We start from the raw sequence: 23,552 nt of genomic DNA, 5'->3' as shown, positions 1-23,552 counted from the left end.
AAATCTGTCGAATGGACCGTAGGCAATCACCGCACCCGTGTCAATTAAAAAAAGGAAACTTTTTTGACGGGGTATCGGGGGCATGGCACAACACTCCTGTCAATTCCCGGGTGACCGGCAATGCGAAGGTTTTAGCAGGTCACCGAGGGCATGCCGTGGCGGGCTCTGTCAATTCCCGACCCATGAATTACTTTCCGCTATTGCCGAGCGGCCGGGGGCATGCCGAAGTCCTGGTGTCAATTTCTGAGTTCCTCGGATTCCTTCGCGGAGGGTGGTGTGCGGGGCGCGGTGTGTGCCTCGGCCGCGACGACCGCTCGTCCGGATCGCGTCCGGACCGCGTCCCGGTCCCCCGGCGGCAGGCCCGGGTCGCCCGGTCGGAGCCGGGCGCGCCCGACTCGGATAAGCCTGTGAGGGCAGTCCGACCGTACGGCTATGCTGGGCGGGCGGGCCGCTAGCTCAATTGGCAGAGCAGCAGACTTTTAATCTGTAGGTTGTGGGTTCGAGTCCCACGCGGCCCACGAATCGACCCCTGGTCAGAGCGATCTGACCGGGGGTCGTAGTCGTTTTCGGGGCCTGCGGGCCCGCGCCCGTGCCGCTCTCAGGGAGTCGCTTCCACGGCGAGTCGGGGCTCGCGGCGACACGGGCAGTCTTCGTCGGCGCCCGTGTCGAAGGTGTGGCCGTTGATGGTGACGGCGGCTGTTCGGGCGGCTCGGAGGGCGCGCCGTATCCGGACGCCTTCCGTGCAGGGGGTCACCTCCGTCTGGCAGGGGTCGCAGGCGTCGAGGTGGGCGAGGTAGCTCTGGTAGGTGAGCTGTTCGCGGCGTTCCGCCGTGGTCGGGGCGGTGGGAGTAGTGGGGGTGTTCATTGCCCGGCCTCCTGGTCGGCGGACCGGCCGGTGACGATGAGGGCGGTCACGGCGAGGGGTTCGCACAGGTCTCCCTCGAAGCGGGGTACCACCACCCAGTGCGTACCGGGCGGCTCCGTGCGGGCGAGCTTCGGCACGCCTAGGTAGGTGCCGGTGCCCAGCCAGGCCGCGATGTCCTGGTGGCGCCACGTGCCCTTGCGGCGCCGTCTCGTCAGGGCGTAGTACGTGCCGCCCATCGTCCGCCCGTCGTAGATCACGGGCCCGTCAAGGAGCCGGGTGAGCTGCGCGGTGACCTCGTGCGGGACGGCAGTGCGTACTGCCGCGTGCACGAGACGCTCGGGCAGACGGACCGCGTCGAACCGTCGGCCCAGCGGGAGCAGGGCGACACCGGTGTCCGTCCATTCCCGACGGGCTTGCTCGGGTTCTCGCTGCGAGCGCGCCAGCCATTCCGAGAGGGCCATGTTCGTCATCCGGGTATCCACGTCTGCCCCTGCCGTCAGTGATCAGCTCTGAGACAAGGGTGCTGACCTGTGAAGGCAGTAACTGTCACTCTTAAGTGACAGCGAGCGTCACAGGCCGAGCCACGCGGACATGTACCCCAAGGCGTCCGGCGTCTTGCGCTGGTGATGCACGATCCCCTCGATCGTCGCGCGTGCGCCCGGGTGATACCGCGTCTGTTGGGGCGCCAACTCGCGTGCCTTCGTGATCGAGGCCAGCGCCGCTTCGGCGCGGCCGGTCTCCATCTCCGAGCGTCCACGGTCGATCCACACGTGCGCACTGCGGGAAGTGGGCCATGACTCTGGGATGTGGATTTCCCTGGCCCTTTCCACGGCCTTGCCGTGGTGCCCCATCTCCGTGAGCGCCGACAGTTCGTGTGCGGCCCAGTTCGTGGACCCGAATGACAGCCAGTGGACGTGCTCGACGTCACCGACCCGGTCGGCGATCTGCCGGGCTTCGCGCAAGTGGGTCGTCACCGCGTCCTCGTCACGAGCGCGGGCGGCGATGACCGTGGCGCCCAGGTGCAATTGGCCTGCGACGGCCAAGGACGTCGACGTTTCATCGGCCTGGCCGAGGAGTTGGTGGCCGGCGTCAACGAGACGGAGCCCGATGGTGTGCTCGCCCTCGCGGTGGTAGACGAGCCCGCGCATGTACTGGCGTACGGCCGAGAGCACCGGGTCGGATGCTCGCTGCGCAGCCCAGTCCATGCGATCGAGGGCGATCGTGGACAGGTCGTAGAAGCCGAGTTTGACCGTGATGTCGTGGGCAGTGCGGTACGTGGATCCGAGGGCGGCCCAGAGTTCGGTGGAGGGGGTTCGGTGGGCGGCCGTCGTCAGTTCGGCGATCAGGTGGGGCAATGCCCGTGCGGCCTTGTTGAGCTGGGTCGCCCGTACTTGCTGGCACAGGGCGTCTGCGGCGGCCGGAAGCCGGGAGGTTTCGCGCACGGCGATATCGGAGTCGGCGCCGAGGTCGTACAGGTCGAGCGCTTCGCGAATGGGCCGGATCAGCTCGGCGAGGCGGTCCTGTTGCAACTCGGTCATGTACGGCTGCCCTGTCAGGGTGGTCACGTCCACGCGCAGTGCCCGAGCACAGGCCGCCGTGAAGTCGGGGCTCGCCGCTTTGTGACCACCTTCTACCTGATGGATGAGGCTGTACGAGTAACCGATCTTCAGGGCCAAGCCGCTCTGCGTGTATCCGGCCAGCTTCCGGTACTTCGCGATGCGGGCGCCGGGGTGGTCGTCTCGGGGCATAACGGAACTCCGTTCCTGACCTGCCACCTGGAACGGTACCCGCGCTGCGGAGCGCTGGACCGGCATCTGCCCCTGATGCACCCGGGTCAGGGACAGTTGCATGCTGCCGACCGCCCGGGTTGGGATGGGGCATGACCTCACGGACCCTGTACCTGTTCGGCTCGGCGGCGCCCCCCGTGTTCGACGTGGCGAAGGTGATCGAAGGAGCGCAGGCGGATGGGTGGGACGTCTGCCTCGGCCTGACGCCGACCGCAGCCCGGTGGGTCGGCGACAGTCTCGACGGGCTGGCCGCGCTGACCGGGCACCCTGTACGCAGCGAGTACAAGCTCCCCGGCGAACCGGACGTCTGGCCCCAGGCAGACGTGATCCTCTTCGCCCCGGCGACGTTCAACTCGATCAATGCCTGGGCGCAGGGCATCACGTCGTCGTTCGTGGTCGGGGTCGTCGCCGAGGGCATCGGCAAGGGCACCCCCACCGTGACGATGCCGTGCGTGAACGCGGCCTACGCCCGACACCGGCAACTCGACCGCAGCGTCACGGAGTTGCGCGAGCAGGGCGTCACGGTTCTGTACGGCGAGGGAGCGTTCGAGCCCAACCCGCCGGGCTCCGGAAAGCCGAAGGGGTACCCCTGGGACGTTGCTCTCGATGCTGCGAGGCGGCGGGCGGAGAAGGCGTGACGAAAGGGCTCATGAGGTAGGCGGTCCGGTTTGTTGGTGATCAACTCGTAGCGATGCTCACCAGGTCCATGAGCGAATTGATCCGGTAGTCCGCAGCTGTGATCACTTCGGGGTCCTCTGCCCACAGGTACCCCCACGGGCCCCGGCGCAGATGTGCAGTGCGCAGCCCGGCCGCTCGTGCGGGGAACACGTCGTTCTGCGGGTGGTCACCCACGTAGAGGATGTCCTCGGCGGGTCCACCGGCCTCAGTGACGAGCCGCTCGAAGAACGCGCGGGACGGCTTGACGACGCCCCACTCCCCGGAGGTCGCGATCAGGTCCGCGGGTAGGCGGAGGGCGTGCAGCAACTCGCCTGCGCGCACCGTTTGGTTGCCCGCGATGACGACACGGACGCCTCGGGCGCGGAGCGTGCCGAGCGCGGGGCGGACGTCGGCGTACACGTCGCTCTCATTGAGGTCTTCGCCCCGGCCTGCTTCCTCGCGGGCGCGGTACTCGGCGCCGACGTCGATGCCCGGCCGGATCAGGCGCAGCGCCTCGGCGTTGTCCTTCCCTCGCGCGACAACGGCGCCGACGAGCGCGGACACAGTGTGCCGGGGCACGCTCAGCCAGTCGGCCCACGATGCCCAGGAGCGGTCGTCGCGGACGAGGGTCTCACCTACGTCGAATGCGACGGTGCGGATCATCCGGCGACCCTAGTGGGAGTGGGTGAGCGGCGTGGGCGTGGACCAGGGAGGCGACGGCCAGTGCGGGGCCCGGCTCGCCGCCGGTGCAGGTCCGCGCCGCCCGGTGCAGGCCAGTTTTCGACGCTATTCGCTGAACCGCAATTCGCTGAACCGCTATTCGCTGACGCCCAGGAACCCGGCCAACGAGCCCAGCCCGGCCGGGTGGTTGGGGAGCGACCACAGATCGCGGACGATGGCCACCGCCAAAGTGTGGTGCTGCATCCATGTCGGGGCGACACGGCGGAGGGACTCCAGGGCCTTCACCGCCCCCGTCGCGTCGCCGAGGTCGGTGTGTGCGCGGGCCACGTCCAGCAGCAGCCACGTTCGCCAGGACGGTGGGACGTCCTTGCTCAGCCGCATGCCCTTCGCGAGCGTCAGGGCCTGCTCGGGGTACCCGTACTGAACGGCTAGCCGAACGCGTTCGATCCGTACGGAAGACGGGCTGAAGACGCTGACCATACGGCTGTCGCTGCCCTGCGGCAGCTTGGCCACACGGGCGGCTTCGGCCTCGGCGTGCTCCATCAACTCGGCTGCCCGCGCGTAGTCGTTGCCGCGTGCGGCCGACGTGGCGGCGGACATGGTCAACGCGCCCCAGACCTTCAGGCCGTCAGCGGTCCCGGTGCCGCCTTTGTCCTCGATGTCGGCGGCGGCGTGCAGGGCAATGCTCATGGCGTCGGCGAGGCGCCCCTGCCGCTGGTACGTCCATGCGACGGAGTTGACGATCATGGGGCGGAGCAAGGGGTCGGGGGACTGGCCGGCAGCGTCTATGGCTCGCTCCAGGCTGATCAGTGCGAGGTCAGTCTTCCCCATTCGTACGGCTACGTGACCGGCGAGCTGGAGGGCCTTGCCGAGCGCTGCGGAACCGGCGCCCCGGTCGGCGTCGTCGCCCGCCACCGTGGCTGAACGTGCGTCCGCGATCATGTCGGGCAGCGTCTTCATTACGGAGTCGAACTCGGCGGCGTGGTACTGCGTCCAGCCGTCCGCGATCTGTTCGCGCAGGCGGTCCAGGGAGAAATCGGGGCCCGGTGGCTTCGGCGCGGGCCCCCAGAGCGCAGGCATGACGGCGCGCCGTACCGCCACGAAGCGGGGGCCGTCGTTCTCGCCGGTCGAGCTGACGGCGGGAGGGTCGCCGAGCAGCGTCGTCAGCTCCACGCCGAGTCCGTTGGCCAGGGCGTGCAGCGTGGGCAGTCGCGCCGAATGCTTGCGCCGCTGTTCGAGCTGGCGGATCACGTCGACACTCACGTCGGAGCGCTCCGCCAGCTCCTCCTGAGTCAGGGAGGTCAGGCGGCGCAAGCGCCGGAGGGTCCGCGCCAGATCGTCGTCTGCCACGCCGCCACGGTACGCCGCCGGGTCGCCCGGACTCGTCGCCCGCCCCCGAAAAGTGGCCCCATACGTGAAGCCCGACCCCTCCCGCCCACGCCCATGGCAGGCTGGCCGGAGGGGCCGAGTACGGGAAGGGCGGGGCGTTCATGGACTGGCGTGGGTTCGCGTTGCAGATGGCCTCCATGGCGCGGGACCTGTTGGCGCAGGAGTCCGTCGAGGCCACGCTGCGGCAGATCTCCCTGTCCGCCGTCGAGCTGGTGGACGGCTGCGACGCGGCGGGGATCCTCGTGCTGCGCGGCAAGAAGGTGGCCACGCTGGCGTCCACCGAGCAACTCGTCGTCGACAGTGACCAGTTGCAGGAGGCGCTGGGGGAGGGGCCCTGTTTCGACGCCGCCCGCAGGGTACGGGGCGAGCGTGTGTTCCGGATCGCCGACCTCGCGGCGGAGCAGCCCCACTGGCCCGCCTACGCTCCTCGCGCCCACGCGCTCGGCGTGGGCAGCATGATGGGCTTCCTGCTCTTCACCGAGGACGAGGAGCTGGGTGCCCTCAATCTCTACTCCCGGCGTTCGGGGGCCTTCACGGAAGCCAGCGAGGTCGCGGGATGGCTGCTGGCCTCGCACGCCGCCGTGGCCTTCTCCAGCGCTCGCGGGCACGCCCAGCTCTCGCAGGCCGTCGCCACCCGGCACTCCATCGGCGAGGCCATGGGCATCCTCATGGGCCGCCACCGCATCACCGAGGACGAGGCGTTCGACGTGCTGCGCCGCTTCTCGCAGGAGCACAACATGAAGTTGCGGGACGTCGCGCGGCAGGTCTGTGAGCAGGGCGGCGTCGTATGACCATCATGTGACCGGGCCCGAACGCGCGGCTCCCCCGGCTCTCTGCCGAACCGGAGGAACCTGGCCGGACCGGCCCTCCAGAGGAACGCTGCCGGGCCCGGACCTGTCTCCCAGGTCCCCCTCCTCGCACACCTCACACATACGGTTTTGTACGAGGATGTACGAGGACGGGGGTTCGACGGCAGCCGCTCAGGGCTGACGGACCACCTCTCAGGGCTGAGGGGCCACCTCTCAGGGCTGACGGACCGCCGCGACTTCGAACTCCACCGTCACCTTCGAGCTGACGATCAACGTGTCCACGGCGTTCGCGGTCGCGCCCCAGTCCTTGCGGTTGATCGTGACGCTGCCCCGGAAGCCGACCCGGAGGCGGCCCTGCGCGTCGTTCTCGCCGCCGGTCGTCTCGACGTCGAGGGTGAGCGGCCTGGTCGTACCCCTGAGGGTCAGATCACCGGTGACCCTGAAGCGGCTGCCGTCCACGTGCTCCACCTCGGTCGAGGTGAAGGTGATGACGGGGTGGTTGGCCGCGTCCAGGAACTTGGCGCGCAGCGGGTCGTCGCGCATCCGGTTGCGGGTCTGGAGGCTCTGCGACCGGAGCGTGAGCTGGATGCCGGACTTCGACGGGGTGTCGCCGTCGAGGTGCGCGCTGCCCTCGAACTCCTCGAATTCGCCCCGTACTTGAGGCCCCACGGAGTGCTTGCCGATGAACCCGATCCGGGTGCGCTCGGTGTCGAGGACGTACTCGCCGCTGAGCTCGCTGAGCTCGGTGATGGTTGGCATGCTTGGTCACTCCTGGTCAGAGGGGGCGGTAAGCGCTGGGTGCAACCGGTCACTGGATGGGGCGCGTCTGGGGGCGACGATACCGCCGGTGACGACGCGTGTTCGGGCTGCTCCAGCGCCAAACCACCCCGAGTCAAGTGGAGTTAAGAAGGACGCACGGCGTTCGCTTGTTGCGCACGCCGTGCGCAGTGCGTACAGTGTTCGCAACGAGAGCACGCCGTACTCAACGGATGTGCCGCCTACGTCTACGTCCTGGGGGTTTCACGATGGAAGTACGCCGCGATCCGCGCCGCTGGCTCATCCTGATCGTGCTCTGCCTGAGCACGCTCGTCCTGGTCGTCGACAACATGGTCCTGACCGTCTCGGTCCCGCCCATCGCCGAGGACCTGGGCGCGGACGCCCAGGACATCCAGTGGATCATCGAGTCGTACATCCTGGTCTTCGCCGGACTGCTGCTCACCGCGGGCAGCCTCTCCGACCGGTTCGGGCGGCGGCGCGTGATGATCGTGGGGCTCATCCTCTTCGGCGCGGCGTCCCTCCTGGCCACCGTCGCCCAGAACCCCGAACAGCTCATCGCCGGACGGGTGTTGATGGGCGTCGGCGGCGCCCTGATCATGCCCAGCACGCTGTCGATCCTCATCACCGTCTTCGACGACGAGGAGCGCCGCAAGGCCATCGGTGCCTGGAGCGCGGTGGCCGTGGTCGGCCTGGTCGGCGGTCCCGTGCTCGGCGGCGTCCTGATCGCCCACTTCTGGTGGGGCGCGGTCTTCCTGATGAACGTCCCGATCGCCGGGCTCGCCATCGTCGCCGCCCTCGTCCTGATGCCCGAGTCCAAGGGCCCCGCCCGCAAGGCCGACCCGCTCGGCATGGTCCTGTCGATGGTCGGCATGACCGCGCTCGTCTGGACGATCATCGAGGCCGCCGAGGTCGGCCTGGCCGACACCCGTACGCAGCTCTCGCTCGGCGTCGCGGTCGTCGCCCTGGTGGCCTTCGTGATCTGGGAGATCCGGACCGAGGCGCCGATGGTGCCGCTCTCGCTCTTCCGCAACCGCGTCTTCAGCGGCGCCAGCTTCTCCCTCGTCCTGCTGACCTTCGCCAACGGCGGCCTGATGCTGGTGCTCACCCAGTACCTCCAGTTCGTCCTCGGCTACTCGCCCGCGAAGACCGGCATCGCCTTCGCCCCGATGGCCGTCGCCACCCTCCTCTTCAACGGCGTCGGCGCCACCCTCGGCAGCAAGATCGGCAACCGCCCCATGACCGCCGCGGGCCTGGCCGTCATCGCCGCGGGCTTCGGCGCCCTCGCCTCCCTGCCCTCGGACGCCGGGTTCGGCATGCTCGCCGCGGCCATGGTCCTGATCGGCATCGGCGGCGGCCTCGCGATGCCCGCCGCGACCGCCGCGCTGATGAGCGCCGTGCCCGCCGAGCACGCCGGGGTCGGCTCCGCCCTCAACGACACCGTCCAGCAGGCCGGTGCGGCCCTCGGCGTCGCCGTCCTCGGCACGGTCCTCTCCAGCACCTACACCGACGCCATGCCCGCCTCCGCCCCGGCGCAGGCCGGGCACTCGGTGCCCGACGCGCTCGCCCTGGCCGCCGCCACCGGCGACGACGCCCTCGCCACCGCCGCCCGCGAGGCCTTCACCGAGGCGATGTCCGCCAGCTTCTGGACCGGTGCCGCGGGTGTCCTGGCCGCCGCGATCCTCGCCCTCGTCCTCATCCGGGACAGCAAGTCCCCCACGGGGGAGCAAGGCCTCACGGAGGAGCAGGCCCTCGCCGACGCTCACGACGAGGCCACCCACAGCGGCGAGTTGACCACGGCCGCCTGACCACCCGACTCCCCCCCGGCCCCCCGGCCCCCGGCCCCCCGGCCCCCTCGTACGACACCACCGCGCCCCGCCCGGCTTCGGCCCCGCGGGGCGCCGTGGTGTTGACTGGCCGACTTCCCCCGCACCTCGCACCTCTGGAGGGACCGCAGTGCCTCAGCCACCGTTGCCGCGCCTGGGCGTCGCCGTCATCACGATGGGCAACCGCCCCCGAGAACTCGACGCGCTGCTCGCGTCCGTGGCCATGCAGGACGTGCCTGCGGACCGCGTCGTCATCGTCGGCAACGGCTCGCCCCTCCCCGAACTCCCGCCCCTGCCCGGCAAGGTGACCGCCGTCGATCTCGACGAGAACCTCGGCTGCCCGGGCGGCCGCAACGTCGCCATCGAGCACCTCGCGGACTTCGGCGACGTGGACGTCGTCATCGAACTCGACGACGACGGGCTGCTCGTCGCGGACGACGTCTTCCGCCGGATCCGCGACCTATACGCCGCCGACCCGCACCTGGGCATCGTCGGCTTCCGCATCGCCGACGAGACGGGCGAGACGCAGCGCCGCCACATCCCCCGGCTGCGCGCCACCGACCCGATGCGCCGCGGCCTGGTCACCGCCTTCCTCGGCGGCGGGCACGCCCTCTCCATGCCCATGCTGGCCCGGACCGGGACCTGGCCCGCCCAGTTCTTCTTCGGGCACGAGGAGACCGACCTGGCCTGGCGGGCCGTCGACGACGGCTGGAAGATCCTCTACGAGCCGGCCCTGCTGCTCCAGCATCCCAAGACCTCCCCGGCCCGGCACGCCGTCTACTACCGCAACACCGCCCGCAACCGCGTCTGGCTCGTCCGCCGCGGCCTCCCGCTCCCACTGATCCCCGTCCACCTGGGCATCTGGACCCTCCTCACCCTCGCCCGCACCCGCTCTCTGCCGGGCCTGCGCGCCTGGGCGGGCGGCTTCGTCGAGGGGCTGCGGACGCCGTGCGGCGAGCGCAGGCCCATGCGCTGGCGCACGGTGTGGCGGCTGACGCGCCTCGGCCGCCCGCCGGTGATCTGAGGGGCGTACGGGGGGCGCACGCCACCAGCGCCGGGCCGCACGTCCCCGGTGCCGGGCCGCACGCCCCCAGTGCCGGACCGCACGTCCCCGGTGCCGGGCCGCACGTCCCCGGTGCCGGGCCGCACGCCCCCATCGCCGAGACCACCCAGCGCGCCGGGCCGCACGCCCCCAGTGCCGGGTACCGCCCGAACGGAGCAGCCCCGCGGTGCGCCCGCCCGCGCCCCGGGCCACGCTGAACTGCCGGGGCAGTGGGCCCGAACCGGAGGTGCAGCATGGCAGCAGCCGTACGTGGCAGAGGGCGGCGCGGACGGTGCGGGCGGCATGAGCGGCACGAGCGGCGCGGGCGGCGCGTCATCGTGCTCCTCCTCGCGCCCCTCCTCGTCGCCCTCGCCGCAGCCTGCGGAGGCGGCGGCGGTTCCGGTGGCCCCGACACCCGTACGGCCGCGGCTCGCCCCCTCGACCTGGCCTTCAAGCACCCCGGCGTCCTGGTCAGCAAGGAGCAGCTCGAGCGGGTCAAGGCCCACGTACGGGCGCGGGAGCAGCCCTGGCTGAAGGCGTACGAGCAGATGCGGGCCAGCAAGTACGCGGCGGACGACTACCGGGCCACCCCCTACCCCGTCGTGGAGTGCCCGCCCGACACCCGCCCCGGCAAGGGCTGCGTCGAGGAACGCCAGGACGCCCTGGCCGCGTACACGCAGGCGCTGCTCTGGAACATCACCGGGGAGCGCGCGCACGCCGAGAAGGCCGTGCAGATCATGGACGCCTGGGCGAAGGTGATCACCAAGCACACCGAGGCCAACGCCGGGCTACAGACCGCCTGGGCCGCCTCCTCCTGGGCACGCGCCGCCGAGGCCGTGCGCTATACGTACGACGGCTGGAACGACGGCAACCTGCTGCGCTTCGAGCGGATGCTCCGCAACGCCTACCTGCCACAGGTCGAGAACGGCTCCGCCGACTTCAACGGCAACTGGGACCTGGTGATGGCCGACGCCACCATGGCGATGGCCGTCTTCCTCGACGACCACGCGACGTTCGAGAAGTCCGTGCACCACTTCCGCACGCGCGTGCCCGCCTACTTCTATCTGGAGTCGGACGGGAAGCTGCCGGTCTCGCCGGAGGGCAGCGGCATCGACACCGCGGCCGAGCTGAAGAGGTACTGGTTCGGGCAGGGCACCTTCGCCGACGGGCTGTCCCAGGAGACGTGTCGCAACTTCAAGCACGCCAGCTATTCCCTCGCGGCGGCCTCCCACATGGCGGAGACCGCCTGGCATCAGGGTGTCGACCTGTACGGGGAGGCCGAGGACCGGCTGCGGGCCGCCTTCGAGTTCCACTCCAAGTACCAGCTGGGCGCGCCGGTGCCGGGCTGGCTGTGCGGCGGCCGGGTGCAGCGCGACATGGGGCCCGACACGGAGGTCGGCCTCAACCACCTGCGGGGGCGGCTGCACCTGGAGTTGCCGGAGACCGAGAGGTACACGGAACGCGGGCGGCCGGAGGGGACGGACGGCCTCTTCGTGGCCTGGGAGACGCTCACGCACGCGGGCAACGCCTGAGGTGGTTCGACGCACCCCTCCGAATGGCGTAGAGTTGCATTCAACGGCGCGGGGTGGAGCAGCTCGGTAGCTCGCTGGGCTCATAACCCAGAGGTCGCAGGTTCAAATCCTGTCCCCGCTACTCAAGGCCTAGGGCCCGGAACCAGTAATGGTTCCGGGCCCTAGGTGTTTTCCGCACTTGTTTCCGTACCGCTGCCCGTACTCCTCTCCCGTAACCCGGTCGGACCGCGCCAGGTCGCCCCCGCTCCCCCTCGGGGGAACCCTGAGTGGAGCGCGGTGATGGGCGCGGTGATGGACTCGGTGACGGGTGCGGAGTCGGCGGGAGACAAGCGGTGGGGCAGCGAGCGGAAGCCGGGGACAGGGGTGCCACCGCGCACGAGCGGGCCTTCGTCCGCTCCCTGCCCCTCCTGCTCCTGATCATCGGCGTCGTGTACGACGTGTCGACCCCGCCGGAATTCACCGCGGCCCCCCTCTACACGGCCGCCCCGCTGATCGCCGCCCCCTTCTACTCGCAGCTCAGCACCGTCCTGACCGGCGTGGCCGCCACGGCAGCCGTCCTCTTCCTGCACTTCGGCAACCCGGTCAGCAGCCATGTCGAGGCCGTCACCGAGGTGCTCACCGTGGTCACCGTCGCGGCCCTCGCCATCGTCATCAACCGCGTCGTGCGCCGCGGCAACGACCGGCTCGCCAACGCCCGCTCCATCGCCGAGACCACCCAGCGCGCCGTGCTGCCCGAACCCGATCCGCGGATCGGCGGGCTCGACATCGCGGCGCGGTACGAGGCCGCGCAGGCCGACGCGTTCATCGGGGGCGACCTGTACGCGGTGCAGGACACCCCGTACGGCGTGCGGATCATCGTCGGTGACGTCCGGGGCAAGGGCATGGGCGCGGTCGCGGCGGTCGCCGTCGTCATCGGCGCCTTCCGGGAGGCCGCCGAGCAGGAGACGACGCTGGAGGCGGTGGCGCAGCGCCTGGAGCGGGCCCTCGCCCGCGAGGGCACCCGGCGCGACGGACTCGACCAGTTCGAGGGGTTCACGACCGCCGTACTCGCCGAGATCCACCACGCCGGCGGCGCCGTACGGCTGATCAACCGGGGGCACCCGTCGCCGCTGCTGCTGCGCGGGGACGGCCGGCTGTGCGTCCTGTCGGCGACCGAGCCCGCGCTGCCGCTCGGCATGGGCGAGCTGGGGGTCTGGCCGGACCGGGCGGACGAGTCGGAGTTCCCGCCCGGCGCGATGCTGCTCCTCTACACGGACGGCCTGTCGGAGGCGCGCGACGCGGCGGGGGAGTTCTACGATCCCGCGACCCGGCTCGGCGGGCGGATCTTCCCGGGCCGCGGCGGTCCGCGCGCGCTGCTCGCCGCGCTCGCGGAGGAGGTGCGGCGGCACACCGGGGGGCGGATGACGGACGACATGGCGCTGCTCGCGGTGCGGCGGCCCGTCGCCGGGGACCCGGACATCACGTCCCGTGACTGAAGGGCATCCCTCCGCACACCAACTGACGTACTGTCAAGAGAATGTGAAGCTAACGATCAACCGGAACGGCTTGGAATACGGACCCGCTGTCTATTAACGTTCGATAACGCAGCGCGGTCGTCCCAGCCGTCACTAGAGGCGGCTCCGCGCGCACGCGCCTAATCCCGCAAGGGAGCCGGGGAACCACCAACTTGGGGTGAATCAGGCATCTGCGCACCGTGCATCCGTGCACCCGTGCCAGGTGTCCGTAGGAGACCTTCCTGCTCCGAACCCGTCAGCTAACCCGGTAGGCGAGAAGGAAGGAAAGGAGTGCGCCCCAGTGGCGTCCAACCGGCCTGCCCCCCAAGCCGTGTACATACCGAATGACGATGACTTCGGTACGTACGACGACGACTCCTTCGAGGAGTGGAACCCCACCGAGGATTCCGTCCGTCCCGTCCGCGGCAGGCACCGTGTGCACAAGAAGGGCGGCGGCGGGCTCGCCCGCAGCTCCACCGTCCTCGGCGTGGGCGTCATCGCCGCCGTCGGCGCGGGCGGCATCGCCACCGCGCAGGACGGCAAGCCGCCGGTCTCCATATCGATGCCCGACCTGCCGGGCATGGACACCGTCGCGGACTCGCTGCCCGCGGCCAAGTCGCTGCCCGGCGTGGGCTCGCTGATCTCCGACGACGCGTCGGACTCCACGGCGACCGCTGCCGCGGCGGCCCCGCTCACCGCGGCGGGCGTCAGCACCGCCGACGCCGAGCAGGGCACCACCGACGCGGGTGAGGCGCTGCGCGCCCGCATCATGCGCCAGGCCGAGAACCAGCAGAACCAGGCGGACACCGCCGTACGGACCGCGGCCGAGGACGCCGCCGTCAAGAAGGCCGCCGGGGAGGCCGCCGCCCAGCAGGAGGCGGCCACGAAGGACGCGAAGGCCAAGGCCGCCGCCAAGAAGAAGAAGGAGGAGGAGGCCCGCAAGGCCAAGGCAGAGGCCGCGCGCCTGGCCAAGCTCGCCAAGAGCTACGCCATCCCCACCTCCTCGTACACCCTCACCTCGCACTTCGGTGACTCCGGCGCCATGTGGTCCTCCGGTCACCACACCGGCCTCGACTTCGCCGCTCCCACGGGTACCCCCCTCAAGGCGGTGCACACCGGCACCGTCAAGGAGGCCGGGTGGGCGGGCGCGTACGGCTACCGCACCGTGCTCGAACTCGAGGACGGCACGGAGGTCTGGTACTGCCACCAGTCCTCGCTCAATGTCAGCGCGGGGCAGAAGGTCACCACCGGCGAGGTCATCGGCCGCGTCGGCGCGACCGGCAACGTCACCGGGCCGCACCTCCACATGGAGGTCCACACGCCCGACGGCACCGGCATCGACCCGCTGGGCTGGCTGCAGGGCAAGGGCCTCAACCCCTGACCGCACCCTGACCGACCCCTGAGGGCGCCCTCAACTCCGGCGGCCCTGGCGCCAACCCCCCCGACGCCAGGGCCGCCGGTTTCGTCGTGTCAGAGATGGAATTCCGTTTCCGTCCCGGACGTTGCGGAACGTATGACTTCTCTTCGCCAGCTCGGCTCATCCGACCTCGAGGTCTTCCCGCTCGCCCTGGGCGGCAACGTCTTCGGCTGGACCGCCGACCGCACGGCGTCCTTCGCCGTCCTCGACGCCTACACCGCCGCGGGCGGCAACTTCATCGACACCGCCGACGCCTACTCGGCCTGGGTGGAGGGCAACAAGGGCGGCGAGTCCGAGACCCTCGTCGGCGAGTGGCTGACCGAGCGCGGCAACCGCTCCGACGTCGTCCTCGCCACGAAGGTCGGTGCGCACCCCGACTTCAAGGGCCTCTCCCCGGCCACGATCAAGGCCGGTGCCGAGGCCTCCCTGCGCCGCCTCGGCACCGACTACATCGACCTCTACTACACGCACTACGACGACCCCTCGGTCCCCGTCGAGGAGATCATCGGCGCGCTCGACGAGCTGGTGCGGGACGGCAAGGTGCGGGCCATCGCCGCCTCCAACATCACGCCCGAACGGCTCCAGGAATCCCTCGACCTCTCCGACCGCGAGGGCCTCGCGCGCTACGTCGCGCTCCAGCCGCACTACAACCTCGTCTCCCGCGACACCTACGAGGGCCCGCTCCAGGAGGTCGCCTCGCGCTCCGGCCTCGCGGCCGTCCCCTACTACGCGCTCGCGTCCGGCTTCCTGACCGGCAAGTACCGCCCCGGTGCGCAGGTGCGGAGCGCGCGCAGCGGACGGGTCGAGGAGTACGTGGGCAGCGAGCGCGGCGACCGCGTCCTCGCCGCGCTCGACGGGATCGCCGCCGAGCGCGGCGCCGAGGTCGCGACCGTGGCGCTCGCCTGGCTGGCCGCCCAGCCCACCGTCGCGGCGCCGATCGCCTCCGCGCGCACGGTCGAGCAGCTGCCCGCGCTCCTCGCGGTGGCGGACCTGGAGCTGACGGACTCGGAGCTCGCACGCCTGACGGCGGCCTCCGCCTAGGAGCGGTAAGGGTTGTTCTCGTACGCCGTCGGATAGCCGTAGGCGGGATGGAGCTGCGGGTACCCGTACGGCGGGTGCCCGTACCCCGCGTACTGCGCGGGGAGCATGACCGGCGCCGTCGCCCGCGCCGCGTACGCGAGGGCGGGGCGGGCCGGCTCGCGGCGCTCCCACAGCTTTTCGAGGAGCTCCCGCTCCCGTACGACGAAGTCGGCCCCGGCCCGGCCGCGGCGGCCTCGGTGGCGCAGGAACGCGAGCGACGTCGCGTACCTCTGGTACTCCGCGACCGTGCGGGCCGCCGCCTTGCCCCAGGTGTACGAGGCGTAGTCGCGGGCCAGCGCGCGGGCGCGCATCGAGCCCAGCGCGTACGGCTCGGGCGGCGTCAGCCATCCTGCCGCCGCGTACGCGGGCAGCTCCGCGCGGATCGTGCGCAGCTCGCGCTGCCGGGTCCAGACGGCCAGCCAGGTCAGCAGGCCGAACACCGGGAGCATGAACACCGCGTACACGGTGAAGAAGCCGAACTGCCCGAAGACCGCCGAGCCGTTCCACAGCGCGTGCATGCCCATCGCGAGCAGCAGTCCGGTGAGCGGAAGCAGCAGGCGCCGCAGCCGCTGGCGGTCGGCGGCGAACGCGGCGAAGCCGAAGCCGATGCCGGTCAGGACCGTGAAGAGCGGATGCGCGAACGGCGACATGACGACGCGCACGAAGAAGGTCGCCGCCGTCACGGAGGCGAGGCCGCTCTCGCGGCTGAGCTGGTCGGTGACGAAGGCGTTGCCCAGATAGAGGATGTTCTCGGTGAACGCGAACCCGGTCGCGGTCACCCCCGCTATGACGACGCCGTCGACGATCCCCGTGAAGTCGCGTCTGCGGAAGAGGAAGACGAGCAGGACGGCCGCTGCCTTCGCGCTCTCCTCGACGATCGGGGCGATCACGGTCGCGCCGAGGGTGTCCGCGCTGGTGGGGTCGGCGGTGGCGGTGGCTATCCAGCGGATCGCGAAGCTGTTCGCGACGATCGCTATGAGGGCGGCCGCGCAGGCGCCCCAGGAGAAGGAGAAGAGGAGGTTCCGCCAGGGGCCGGGCTCCACCCGGTCCAGCCAGCGGAACGCGGCGACGAGCAGCGGCACGGGCACGACCGCGAGGCCGAGTCCGACCAGGAAGCCCTCGGTGCCGGTCTGCTCCCTGACCAGGGCGAGGATCACGAGCCCCGAGAGGGCGAGCAGCGTGACGAGCCCGCCCACGCGTATCGCGCGCCGCTGCCACCAGCGGACGCGGCGCAGCGCCCCCGGGGCGGGCGCCTCGGGGGGTATCGGATAGGGAGGACTGATGGCCACGTCGTTGACCCTAACGAGGGACGCCGTGGGCCGCGACGGTGCCTCAGCCCTGTGCGGGGGCAACTCGGCGGAACAGCAGATCCTGCACGACGTGGCCCTTGCCGAGGCCCTGGCCCTCGAAGCGGGTGAGGGGGCGGAAGTCGGGGCGCGGGGCGTACCCGCCGTCGGCCTGGGTGTTCTCGAAGTCGGGGTGCGCGGTGAGCACCTCGAGCATCTGCTCGGCGTACGGCTCCCAGTCGGTCGCGCAGTGCAGCAGCGCGCCGGGCTTGAGGGAGGGCGCTGCCAGCGTCAGGAACTCCGGCTGGATCAGGCGGCGCTTGTGGTGGCGGGCCTTCGGCCAGGGGTCGGGGAAGTAGACGCGGAGCCCGTCGAGGGACTCGGGCGCGAGCATCTCGCGGAGCAGGATGATCGCGTCGCCGTTGGCCACGCGGACGTTGCTCAGGCCGTTGCGCTCGGCGAGGCCGAGGAGGTTGCCCTGGCCCGGGGTGTGCACGTCGACGGCGAGGATGCCGGTGTCCGGGTCGGCGGCGGCCATCTGGGCGGTGGCCTCGCCCATGCCGAAGCCGATCTCCAGGACGACGGGCTTGTCGTCCCCGAACAGCTCGGCGAGATCGATCCGGCGCAGACCGTCGATGTCCATGCCCCAGGTGGGCCAGAGCCGCCGCAGAGCGTCCCCCTGGCTGGTGGTCACCCGACTGCGCCGGGGCTGGAAGCTACGGATCCGCCGCTCATGATGTGACCCAGCAGGGTCGGGCGAGGGCCCCCCGGGAAACCGGGGCGCGGCGACCTCGCGGGGCGACGGGGCATCGGGGATGTGGGAAGAGTCAGACACAGTGCCCCAATTTTACGACCAGAAGAAGCCAACGGTCGCCTCTTAGGGGCGCGGGGAACTGCGCACCGAGCCGAGTCGGGCCTCGCGATGACGGTGAGGCCACCGGATCGCCGCGAAGGGGCGCGGGGAACTGCGCGACCAGCCAGGTCCGACCCGCAGCGACCCATCGAGGCCAGCCACCCCCGTACCCGTACCCCCTACTCGCCCCCCACCCCCCGCAACGCCCCCAACGCCCTACGAGCGACCTCCCTGCCGATGGGGAGGGAAGCCGTAGCCGCGGGAGACGGCGCGTTCAGGACGTGGACCGCGCGCGCCCCCTCCCGTATCAGGAAGTCGTCGACCAGCGTCCCGTCCCGCAGCACCGCCTGCGCCCGCACCCCCGCGGGGGACGGAACCAGATCGTCCGCCCGGACCGCAGGGAGCAGCCTCCGCACCGCCGAGGTGAACGCGGACTTGGACGCGGAGCGGCGCAGCTCCCCCGCCCCGTACCGCCAGTGGTGGCGGGCCATGTGCCAGGAGCCGGGCCAGCCGATGGTCCCGGCGAGCTCGCGGGGCCGGACGACCGACCAGTCATACCCCTCGCGGGCCAGCGCCGGCACCGCGTTCGGCCCCACGTGGACACCGCCGCCGACCCCCCGCGTGAGGTGGACGCCGAGGAACGGGAAGGCCGGGTCCGGTACGGGATAGACGAGGCCGCGCACGAGCTCGGGCCGGACCAGGTCGAAGTACTCCCCCCGGAACGGCACGATCCGCATGCCCGGGTCGTCCCCGGTGAGCCGCGCGACCGCGTCGCAGTGCAGCCCGGCGCAGTTCACCAGGACCTTGCCGCGGACGACCGTGCCGTCGGCGGTGGCGACCGCGACGCCGAGGTCGGGGCGGCGGTCGATGCGGACGACCGCACCCCGCGCCCCGTACCGGATGTCGGCCCCGGACGCTTCGGCCAGGCGCGCCGCCACCGCGGTGTAGTCGCAGATGCCGGTCGTCCCCACGTGGATCGCGGCCAGGCCGCGGACCTCCGGCTCGTACTCCGCGATCTGGGCGGGGCCGAGCTCACGGACCGGGATGCCGTTCTCCCTGCCGCGCTGGACCAGCGCGTGCAGGCGGGGGAGCTCCTCGCGCTCGGTGGCGACGATCAGCTTGCCGGTGACCTCGTGCGCGATGTCGTACTCCGCGCAGAACTTGATCATCTCCGCGGCGCCACGGACCGCGTACTTCGCCTTGAGCGAGCCCGGTCGGTAGTAGATCCCGCTGTGGATCACTCCACTGTTGCGGCCCGTCTGGTGGCGGGCGGGTCCGGGCTCCTTCTCGAGCACCGTGACCCGGGTGCCGGGAGCGCCGCGCGTCAGGGCATACGCCGTCGCAAGACCGACGATGCCGCCGCCGATCACCAGCACGTCGCAGTCGTACGCGACCTTCTTCACCGCGCCTCACCTCCCACCACAGATACTGCCCTGCGCCACTGACAACGCCGCCAAACCTCGGGCGCCGGATCCTTCCCCACCGATCCGTACCGGTTCACCCGGCGCCACCCACGCGTTCACCCGGGCATCGGGAGACACCCGGGTGACATGGACCGAGGAACCGCCGCCTACGCCGGAGCCACGAGGAGCGGCCGCGCCCGCTCACGGAGCTCCACCACCCGCGGCTCGTCGCCGTACGGCTCCAGGCGGTGCAGTAAATCCTTCACGTACTCCGTCGTCCGCGCGGACGAGATCCGCCCGGCGACCTCAAGCGCCCGCGTCCCCTGCTCGCACGCCGCGTCGAGGTTCCCGGACTCCAGCTCGGCGACCGCCGACACCACGAGGCGCAGTCCGTGCGAGCGCACGAACTCCTCGGTGGGGCGGGACAGCGCCTGCTCGGTGAAGCGCCGCACCTGCCGCGGCGCCTTCAGGTCGCGGTAGCACTCGGCGGCGTCCGCCGCGAAACGGTCGTATCCGTAGAAGCCGAGCCACGTCGGGTCGTTGTCGCCGTCCCTGGCCCGCTCCAGCCAGCCCTCGGCGGCCCGCAGCGCCGCCCCGGCCGCCTGCGCGTCGTTGGCACGCGCGTGTGCCCGTGCCTCGACGAGCCGGAAGAAGCTCATGGTGCGGGCGGTGGCCAGGCCCCTGTTGCGCTCGAGGGCGGCCTGCGCGAGGTCGACCCCCTCGTCCCCGAAGCCGCGGTACGTCGCCTGGAGGGACATGGAAGCCAGGACGTATCCCCCCAGGGGCACGTCCGCCGCCGCGCGGGCGAGCCGCAGCGCCTGGATGTAGTAGCGCTGTGCCGCCTCCTGCTGGCCCGTGTCGAAGGCCATCCATCCGGCGAGGCGCGTCAGCTCGGCGGACGCCCCGAAGAGGGCGCGGCCGACCTCGTCGGAGTACGAGCCGAGCAGCAGCGGCGCCGCCTCGACCCGCAGGCACTCCGGGACCATCGAGGAGCGCCAGTCGCCGCCCCCGTACTTGGAGTCCCAGCGGCGCGCGTCCTCGGCGGCCTCCCGCAACTTCAGCACGTCACTGTGGCCGACCTTCATCGGCGCGCCGTCGTCGGGGTGCGCGACGTCACGGGGCGCCTCGCGCGAGACGTCGCGTGCGACGGAGCTGTCGGCCGGGGTTATCAGCCAGCGCGATGCGGGCGTCGCGTACGCGCTCACCGCGAAGGAGCCCGCCAGGGACTGCCAGATGCCGCCGCCCGCACGGCGGCCCGCCAGGTCGAGGCGGTAGAGCTCGGTCGCGGACTTCACCGCGGCCCCCACGTCGCGCGGGAAGGCGAGGCCCACCTCGGGCGCGGGGTCGGCGTCGGCGAGGCCGATCTCGTGGAGCGGCACCGGGCGGCCGAGCTTCTGCCCGATGGCCGCCGCGATCAGATGGGGCGCGGCGCCCTGGGGCACCATGCCCTTGGAGACCCAGCGGGCCACCGATGTCTTGTCGTAACGGAGCGTCAACCCGCGCTGTGCGCCGAGGTCGTTGACCCGGCGGGCGAGTCCCGCATTGCTGATTCCCGCGAGGGCGAGAACGGTGCCGAGTTTTTCGTTCGGCCCGCGTTGCTCCCTGGACATGCGCCACCCCTCGACACAGACGGCTGCCGGGCGGTGGCTGGACCGCACGGCATTCGTGCTGGGTCCCCCCGGGGGCAGTGGCACCCCTGACCGAGCGCACCGTGACGTGAGCCACGGGCACCCCGACCGAGCCTCCGCGCACCGCGATCCGGGCATCGCGCCCCGGGCCGCCACGCGCAGTGGCCGGAATAGCGGCCGCAAGAGCGTTTGGCCGATCCTCCAGGTATATGCCTCCGCGAAAACATCAGCACACACAGCGTAGTTCGCCGCATCCCAAGCGTTAAGAGGCGCAGTTCCGGATGGCGAGATTGTTGCCCGTACGGAAGTGCGTCGATGCCTCGGCGTGCTCCCGTTGTGTGGCCGTGCGCCCGTGCGTGCGCTCTTCTCCGGCCATGGCGGGAGCGCTTCCATTGACGGTGCGTGGGTCGGCCCGCTGCGCTGGAGTCAGTGGGCTGGGGGACACCGCCGCCTTCATCCCCGCGGGCGGCGGACCGGTCCGGGAGGCGAACACCGCCTCCCGGGCTGTGTGTTGCCTTCGAACGGTTCCGTTCTGGGCTCATCCCAGGCCGATTTGGCCGAAAACAACCCGTGCGCGGGGTGCGACATTTCGCCCACAGGTCACCCGGGGGCCGCCTCCGGGCCCGTCTCGTGGACCCTCTCGGGTCGTCCCGAAGGCGCCCTCGGAGCGTTCCCGTGGGGGAGCGCGTTGGTTCTTTCCTTCAACCACCCTCCCCCAGAGGCGTATTCACTGGCGTGCAAGCGCTCCCGTAGTCCTTCCCGCACGCCTCCTTCGTGGCAGCATGGGACCCCAGTTCTTCGGTGCACCGGTCGGCCGCGCCCGACGGCGCTTCGCCGACGGTTCGTCCACAGCCTGTGGAGGCAGCGATGCGGTGGTTGGTGGGGTGGAGCAGTACCACCGCGAGATCCTCCGTCGTGGGCTCGGCCGGAGCCACCGGTGAGAACGGCGAGACCGTGCACCCGGTGGGCTCCCAACTCCTGTGGGGCGACCCCGATCCGCTCTGGGCGGTGGGCGACTGGCGCGCCGACGAGGTGCGGACGGTGACAGCCGGTGAGCAGGCGCGCATCGCGGTGCTCGGCACCTGCGGCGCCTCCGACGAAGAGCTGCGGGTCGGCCTCCTCGCCGCCCGCGGCGGCGCCCTGCGCCATCTGACCGCCTGGTCCGGCAGTTACACGGCGGTCGTCCAGGTCGGCCGCCGCGTCATGATCGCCGGTGACCTCGCGGGCGCCCGCCCCGTCTTCTACACCCCCTGGTCCGGCGGCACGGCCTACGCGACGGCCGCGCTGCCCCTGGCCGACCTCATCGAGGCCCACCTGGACATCGGCCACCTCGCGGCGCTGCTCGCGGCCCCCGACGTCCCGGAGGCGCTGCACGACTCGACCCCGTACCAGGGCGTGCGACGCGTGCCCCCGGGGCATGCGCTGATCCTGCGCGCGGGCGCGCGGGAGATCGCCGGGTACGAACCGGTGGCCTCGCTGGCCGTCGCGGCGCCCCCCGGGGACGCCGACACCGCGGTGGACGGCGTCCGTGACGCCCTCGTCGATGCGGTACGCGCCCGCCTCACCGCCCCGCGCCACGTGCCCGGCACGGACGTCGACCCCGGCCCGGTGCCCGGAATGGGCCCCGCCGAACGGCGCGCGGCCCGCGGCATGCCGGTGCCCGGCATCGGAGCCGACCTCTCCGGAGGACCCGCTTCGGGAACCCTCGCCCTCCTCGCGGCCGGTCTGCCCGGGATGCCGGGCACCGTTCTCGGGCACGGCACGGGCGCGGGCGAGCGGCTCCTCGCCGTCACCTTCAACGACCTGGCCGTCGACGGCCGCGAGGCCGAACTGGAACGGGCCGGTGCCATCGCCGCCAACCCGCGCCTGCACCACGTGGTCGTCGCCGCAGGTGAGGACGGACTGCCCTACGCCGACCTGGACGGCCCGCTCACGGACGAGCCGAGCGCTGTCCTGGTCACGGCCCAGCGCCACCGCGCCCGGCTCTCCTCGGGCAGCGCCGACCACTTCACGGGCTACGGCGCCCGGCAGGTCCTCGACGCTCACCCGGCCCGCCTCGCCGACCTCCTGATGGACCGCAAGCGGCGTCACCTGGTGCGCCCCGTCGCCGCCCTGGCGAAGGCCGACGGCTCGGTCCTCGTCCCCGCGCGCGTGTACGGCGCCGCACGCAAACTGGCCCGCATGCCGCACCGCGCGGGCGTCGAATCGCTCGCCGAGCGGCTGCTGCACCGCAGCTTCGAGGAACCGGGCGGCGCGGTCGGGGCGTCGCTCGCCGCCCTGGCGTGGGCCAGGCCCGGACCCGCCGCGCGCTGGCTGACCGGCGAGGCCCTCGCTGAAGTATCGGTTCGTCTCCAGGACACGACGATGCGTCCGGGCGGTCCTGGCCAACGCCCCGGCGAGTTCCGCGCGCGGGCCGCCCTCGCCCGGCACGCGGCGGACCTGCGCGTCCTGGAACAGGCGGCCGAGGTGCGCTTCCAGCGCCTGCACGCGCCCTTCCTGGACAACCAGGTCGTCCGCGCCTGCCGGGCCCTTCCCGAAGCCCTGCGCGTGCAGCCCGGGGCGCGGGCCGCGATCCTGCGCACCGTCCTCGAAGGCGCCGGGGTCGCCGAGCTGCCGCCCGGCTGGGGCGCACCGTCCCACGCCTCGAACGCGGCCGCCGCCCGCACCGGTATCCGCGTGGCCGTGGACGACCTGATCGCCCTCTTCGACACGCCTCTCCTCGCCCAGGCGGGCCTGGTGGAGGCCCGAGTCGTCCGCAAGGCCCTGCGCTCGGCCGCCGAGGGAGAACCCCTTCCGCTCGATGGCCTGGCCGACCTGGTCTCCACCGAACTGTGGCTGCGCCGGCTCCTGTCGCGAAGAGGAACGTGCTGGACGGGGACTCCAGCACGACAACGAGCCGTTCCTACGGGGAGTGTGGTTCCGCAGAGGGGGGCTCTAGGGATGGGGCGGCGGCCGTCGAGCGGGGCGTCGGCGGTCTGAGGCGGGTCCCCGGGAGTCGCGCCGGGTCGCGAGCTCCTGGCGAGGGCGTAC

The 23,552-nt window shown here is 71.8% G+C and carries 19 protein-coding genes, 2 tRNA genes and 1 riboswitch; of the genes, 11 read left to right on the top strand and 10 right to left on the bottom strand.

What is annotated here, in order from left to right; translation table 11 throughout:
• Positions 1-445 precede the first annotated feature (445 nt).
• A tRNA-Lys gene (locus tag ABZ953_RS07625) sits at positions 446-518 on the top strand.
• Between the two features lie 80 nt (positions 519-598).
• On the opposite strand, the gene ABZ953_RS07620 is transcribed toward ABZ953_RS07625, so the two are convergent.
• From ABZ953_RS07620 to ABZ953_RS07610, 3 genes are all read right to left on the bottom strand, one after another.
• Positions 599-865, bottom strand: coding sequence for a hypothetical protein (locus ABZ953_RS07620; protein WP_361718349.1), 267 nt, complete (start codon positions 863-865; stop codon positions 599-601).
• Positions 862-1,335: a hypothetical protein gene (locus ABZ953_RS07615; RefSeq protein ID WP_361718346.1), complete on the bottom strand. Its 474-nt coding sequence runs from the start codon at positions 1,333-1,335 to the stop codon at positions 862-864. The genes ABZ953_RS07620 and ABZ953_RS07615 overlap by 4 nt, the downstream gene beginning before the upstream one ends.
• A 99-nt stretch (positions 1,336-1,434) precedes the next feature.
• On the bottom strand, positions 1,435-2,613 hold the full coding sequence (locus ABZ953_RS07610; protein ID WP_361718343.1) for a helix-turn-helix transcriptional regulator: 1,179 nt from the start codon (positions 2,611-2,613) through the stop codon (positions 1,435-1,437).
• 131 nt (positions 2,614-2,744) lie between these two features.
• Between ABZ953_RS07610 and ABZ953_RS07605 the strand changes: the two genes are divergently transcribed.
• Positions 2,745-3,290 carry a flavoprotein gene (locus ABZ953_RS07605; RefSeq protein ID WP_361718340.1) on the top strand — a complete coding sequence of 182 codons (546 nt, stop codon included), beginning with the start codon at positions 2,745-2,747 and terminating at the stop codon, positions 3,288-3,290.
• Between the two features lie 40 nt (positions 3,291-3,330).
• Here ABZ953_RS07605 and ABZ953_RS07600 read toward each other — a convergent pair whose 3' ends face one another.
• Positions 3,331-3,972, bottom strand: coding sequence for an HAD family hydrolase (locus ABZ953_RS07600; protein ID WP_361718337.1), 642 nt, complete (start codon positions 3,970-3,972; stop codon positions 3,331-3,333).
• Positions 3,973-4,125: 153 nt separating this feature from the next.
• Entirely contained in the window at positions 4,126-5,340 is a 1,215-nt protein-coding gene (locus tag ABZ953_RS07595; RefSeq protein ID WP_361718334.1) for a helix-turn-helix transcriptional regulator, read from the bottom strand.
• Positions 5,341-5,480: 140 nt separating this feature from the next.
• Here ABZ953_RS07595 and ABZ953_RS07590 point away from each other — a divergent pair, with 140 nt between their 5' ends.
• A complete protein-coding gene (locus tag ABZ953_RS07590; RefSeq protein ID WP_361718331.1) occupies positions 5,481-6,170 on the top strand; it encodes a GAF and ANTAR domain-containing protein in 690 nt (229 codons plus the stop codon).
• A 231-nt stretch (positions 6,171-6,401) separates the two neighbouring features.
• On the opposite strand, the gene ABZ953_RS07585 is transcribed toward ABZ953_RS07590, so the two are convergent.
• The gene (locus tag ABZ953_RS07585; protein ID WP_361718328.1) at positions 6,402-6,947 is read right to left on the bottom strand and encodes a YceI family protein; all 546 of its coding nucleotides are present in this window, start codon (positions 6,945-6,947) and stop codon (positions 6,402-6,404) included.
• Between the two features lie 266 nt (positions 6,948-7,213).
• Here ABZ953_RS07585 and ABZ953_RS07580 point away from each other — a divergent pair, with 266 nt between their 5' ends.
• From ABZ953_RS07580 to ABZ953_RS07550, 7 genes are all read left to right on the top strand, one after another.
• Positions 7,214-8,770: an MFS transporter gene (locus ABZ953_RS07580; RefSeq protein ID WP_361718325.1), complete on the top strand. Its 1,557-nt coding sequence runs from the start codon at positions 7,214-7,216 to the stop codon at positions 8,768-8,770.
• Between the two features lie 193 nt (positions 8,771-8,963).
• Positions 8,964-9,812 (top strand): glycosyltransferase, encoded by an 849-nt coding sequence (locus ABZ953_RS07575; RefSeq protein WP_361719225.1) that lies wholly within the window; start codon positions 8,964-8,966, stop codon positions 9,810-9,812.
• A gap of 272 nt (positions 9,813-10,084) precedes the next feature.
• Positions 10,085-11,362, top strand: a complete 1,278-nt coding sequence (locus ABZ953_RS07570; RefSeq protein WP_361718322.1) for an alginate lyase family protein — start codon at positions 10,085-10,087, stop codon at positions 11,360-11,362.
• Between the two features lie 47 nt (positions 11,363-11,409).
• Positions 11,410-11,483, top strand: a tRNA-Met gene (locus ABZ953_RS07565).
• Positions 11,484-11,694: 211 nt separating this feature from the next.
• On the top strand, positions 11,695-12,837 hold the full coding sequence (locus tag ABZ953_RS07560; protein ID WP_361718319.1) for a PP2C family protein-serine/threonine phosphatase: 1,143 nt from the start codon (positions 11,695-11,697) through the stop codon (positions 12,835-12,837).
• 145 nt (positions 12,838-12,982) lie between these two features.
• Positions 12,983-13,145: riboswitch (cyclic di-AMP (ydaO/yuaA leader) on the top strand.
• An 11-nt stretch (positions 13,146-13,156) separates the two neighbouring features.
• Positions 13,157-14,236, top strand: a complete 1,080-nt coding sequence (locus ABZ953_RS07555) for a M23 family metallopeptidase (RefSeq protein ID WP_361718316.1) — start codon at positions 13,157-13,159, stop codon at positions 14,234-14,236.
• A 132-nt stretch (positions 14,237-14,368) separates the two neighbouring features.
• Entirely contained in the window at positions 14,369-15,313 is a 945-nt protein-coding gene (locus ABZ953_RS07550) for an aldo/keto reductase (protein ID WP_361718313.1), read from the top strand.
• Here the strand turns inward: ABZ953_RS07550 and ABZ953_RS07545 are convergent.
• From ABZ953_RS07545 to ABZ953_RS07530, 4 genes are all read right to left on the bottom strand, one after another.
• A complete protein-coding gene (locus ABZ953_RS07545; RefSeq protein WP_361718310.1) occupies positions 15,310-16,641 on the bottom strand; it encodes a PrsW family intramembrane metalloprotease in 1,332 nt (443 codons plus the stop codon). The genes ABZ953_RS07550 and ABZ953_RS07545 overlap by 4 nt on opposite strands.
• Positions 16,642-16,684: 43 nt before the next feature.
• On the bottom strand, positions 16,685-17,473 hold the full coding sequence (gene trmB / locus ABZ953_RS07540; protein WP_361718307.1) for a tRNA (guanosine(46)-N7)-methyltransferase TrmB: 789 nt from the start codon (positions 17,471-17,473) through the stop codon (positions 16,685-16,687).
• A 197-nt stretch (positions 17,474-17,670) separates the two neighbouring features.
• Positions 17,671-18,894 carry an L-2-hydroxyglutarate oxidase gene (lhgO, locus tag ABZ953_RS07535; RefSeq protein ID WP_361718304.1) on the bottom strand — a complete coding sequence of 408 codons (1,224 nt, stop codon included), beginning with the start codon at positions 18,892-18,894 and terminating at the stop codon, positions 17,671-17,673.
• Positions 18,895-19,061: 167 nt separating this feature from the next.
• Entirely contained in the window at positions 19,062-20,504 is a 1,443-nt protein-coding gene (locus ABZ953_RS07530) for an MFS transporter (protein WP_361718302.1), read from the bottom strand.
• An 885-nt stretch (positions 20,505-21,389) separates the two neighbouring features.
• Between ABZ953_RS07530 and ABZ953_RS07525 the strand changes: the two genes are divergently transcribed.
• Positions 21,390-23,501: an asparagine synthase-related protein gene (locus tag ABZ953_RS07525; RefSeq protein WP_361718299.1), complete on the top strand. Its 2,112-nt coding sequence runs from the start codon at positions 21,390-21,392 to the stop codon at positions 23,499-23,501.
• Positions 23,502-23,552 lie beyond the last annotated feature (51 nt).

It is taken from the genome of Streptomyces sp. NPDC046465 (genome assembly GCF_040646035.1).
Lineage (GTDB): Bacteria > Actinomycetota > Actinomycetes > Streptomycetales > Streptomycetaceae > Streptomyces.
This window is presented reverse-complemented; position numbering and strand designations above follow the sequence as displayed.

Excerpts from the sequence above, each read along its gene's own strand:
- ABZ953_RS07620 (WP_361718349.1), bottom strand. The coding sequence starts at position 865 with ATGAACACCCCCACTACTCCCACCGCCCCGACCACGGCGGAACGCCGC.
- ABZ953_RS07615 (WP_361718346.1), bottom strand. The coding sequence starts at position 1,335 with ATGACGAACATGGCCCTCTCGGAATGGCTGGCGCGCTCGCAGCGAGAA.
- ABZ953_RS07610 (WP_361718343.1), bottom strand. The coding sequence starts at position 2,613 with ATGCCCCGAGACGACCACCCCGGCGCCCGCATCGCGAAGTACCGGAAG.
- ABZ953_RS07605 (WP_361718340.1), top strand. The coding sequence starts at position 2,745 with ATGACCTCACGGACCCTGTACCTGTTCGGCTCGGCGGCGCCCCCCGTG.
- ABZ953_RS07600 (WP_361718337.1), bottom strand. The coding sequence starts at position 3,972 with ATGATCCGCACCGTCGCATTCGACGTAGGTGAGACCCTCGTCCGCGAC.
- ABZ953_RS07590 (WP_361718331.1), top strand. The coding sequence starts at position 5,481 with ATGGACTGGCGTGGGTTCGCGTTGCAGATGGCCTCCATGGCGCGGGAC.
- ABZ953_RS07585 (WP_361718328.1), bottom strand. The coding sequence starts at position 6,947 with ATGCCAACCATCACCGAGCTCAGCGAGCTCAGCGGCGAGTACGTCCTC.
- ABZ953_RS07580 (WP_361718325.1), top strand. The coding sequence starts at position 7,214 with ATGGAAGTACGCCGCGATCCGCGCCGCTGGCTCATCCTGATCGTGCTC.
- ABZ953_RS07575 (WP_361719225.1), top strand. The coding sequence starts at position 8,964 with ATGGGCAACCGCCCCCGAGAACTCGACGCGCTGCTCGCGTCCGTGGCC.
- ABZ953_RS07570 (WP_361718322.1), top strand. The coding sequence starts at position 10,085 with ATGGCAGCAGCCGTACGTGGCAGAGGGCGGCGCGGACGGTGCGGGCGG.
- ABZ953_RS07550 (WP_361718313.1), top strand. The coding sequence starts at position 14,369 with ATGACTTCTCTTCGCCAGCTCGGCTCATCCGACCTCGAGGTCTTCCCG.
- ABZ953_RS07530 (WP_361718302.1), bottom strand. The coding sequence starts at position 20,504 with ATGTCCAGGGAGCAACGCGGGCCGAACGAAAAACTCGGCACCGTTCTC.
- ABZ953_RS07525 (WP_361718299.1), top strand. The coding sequence starts at position 21,390 with ATGCGGTGGTTGGTGGGGTGGAGCAGTACCACCGCGAGATCCTCCGTC.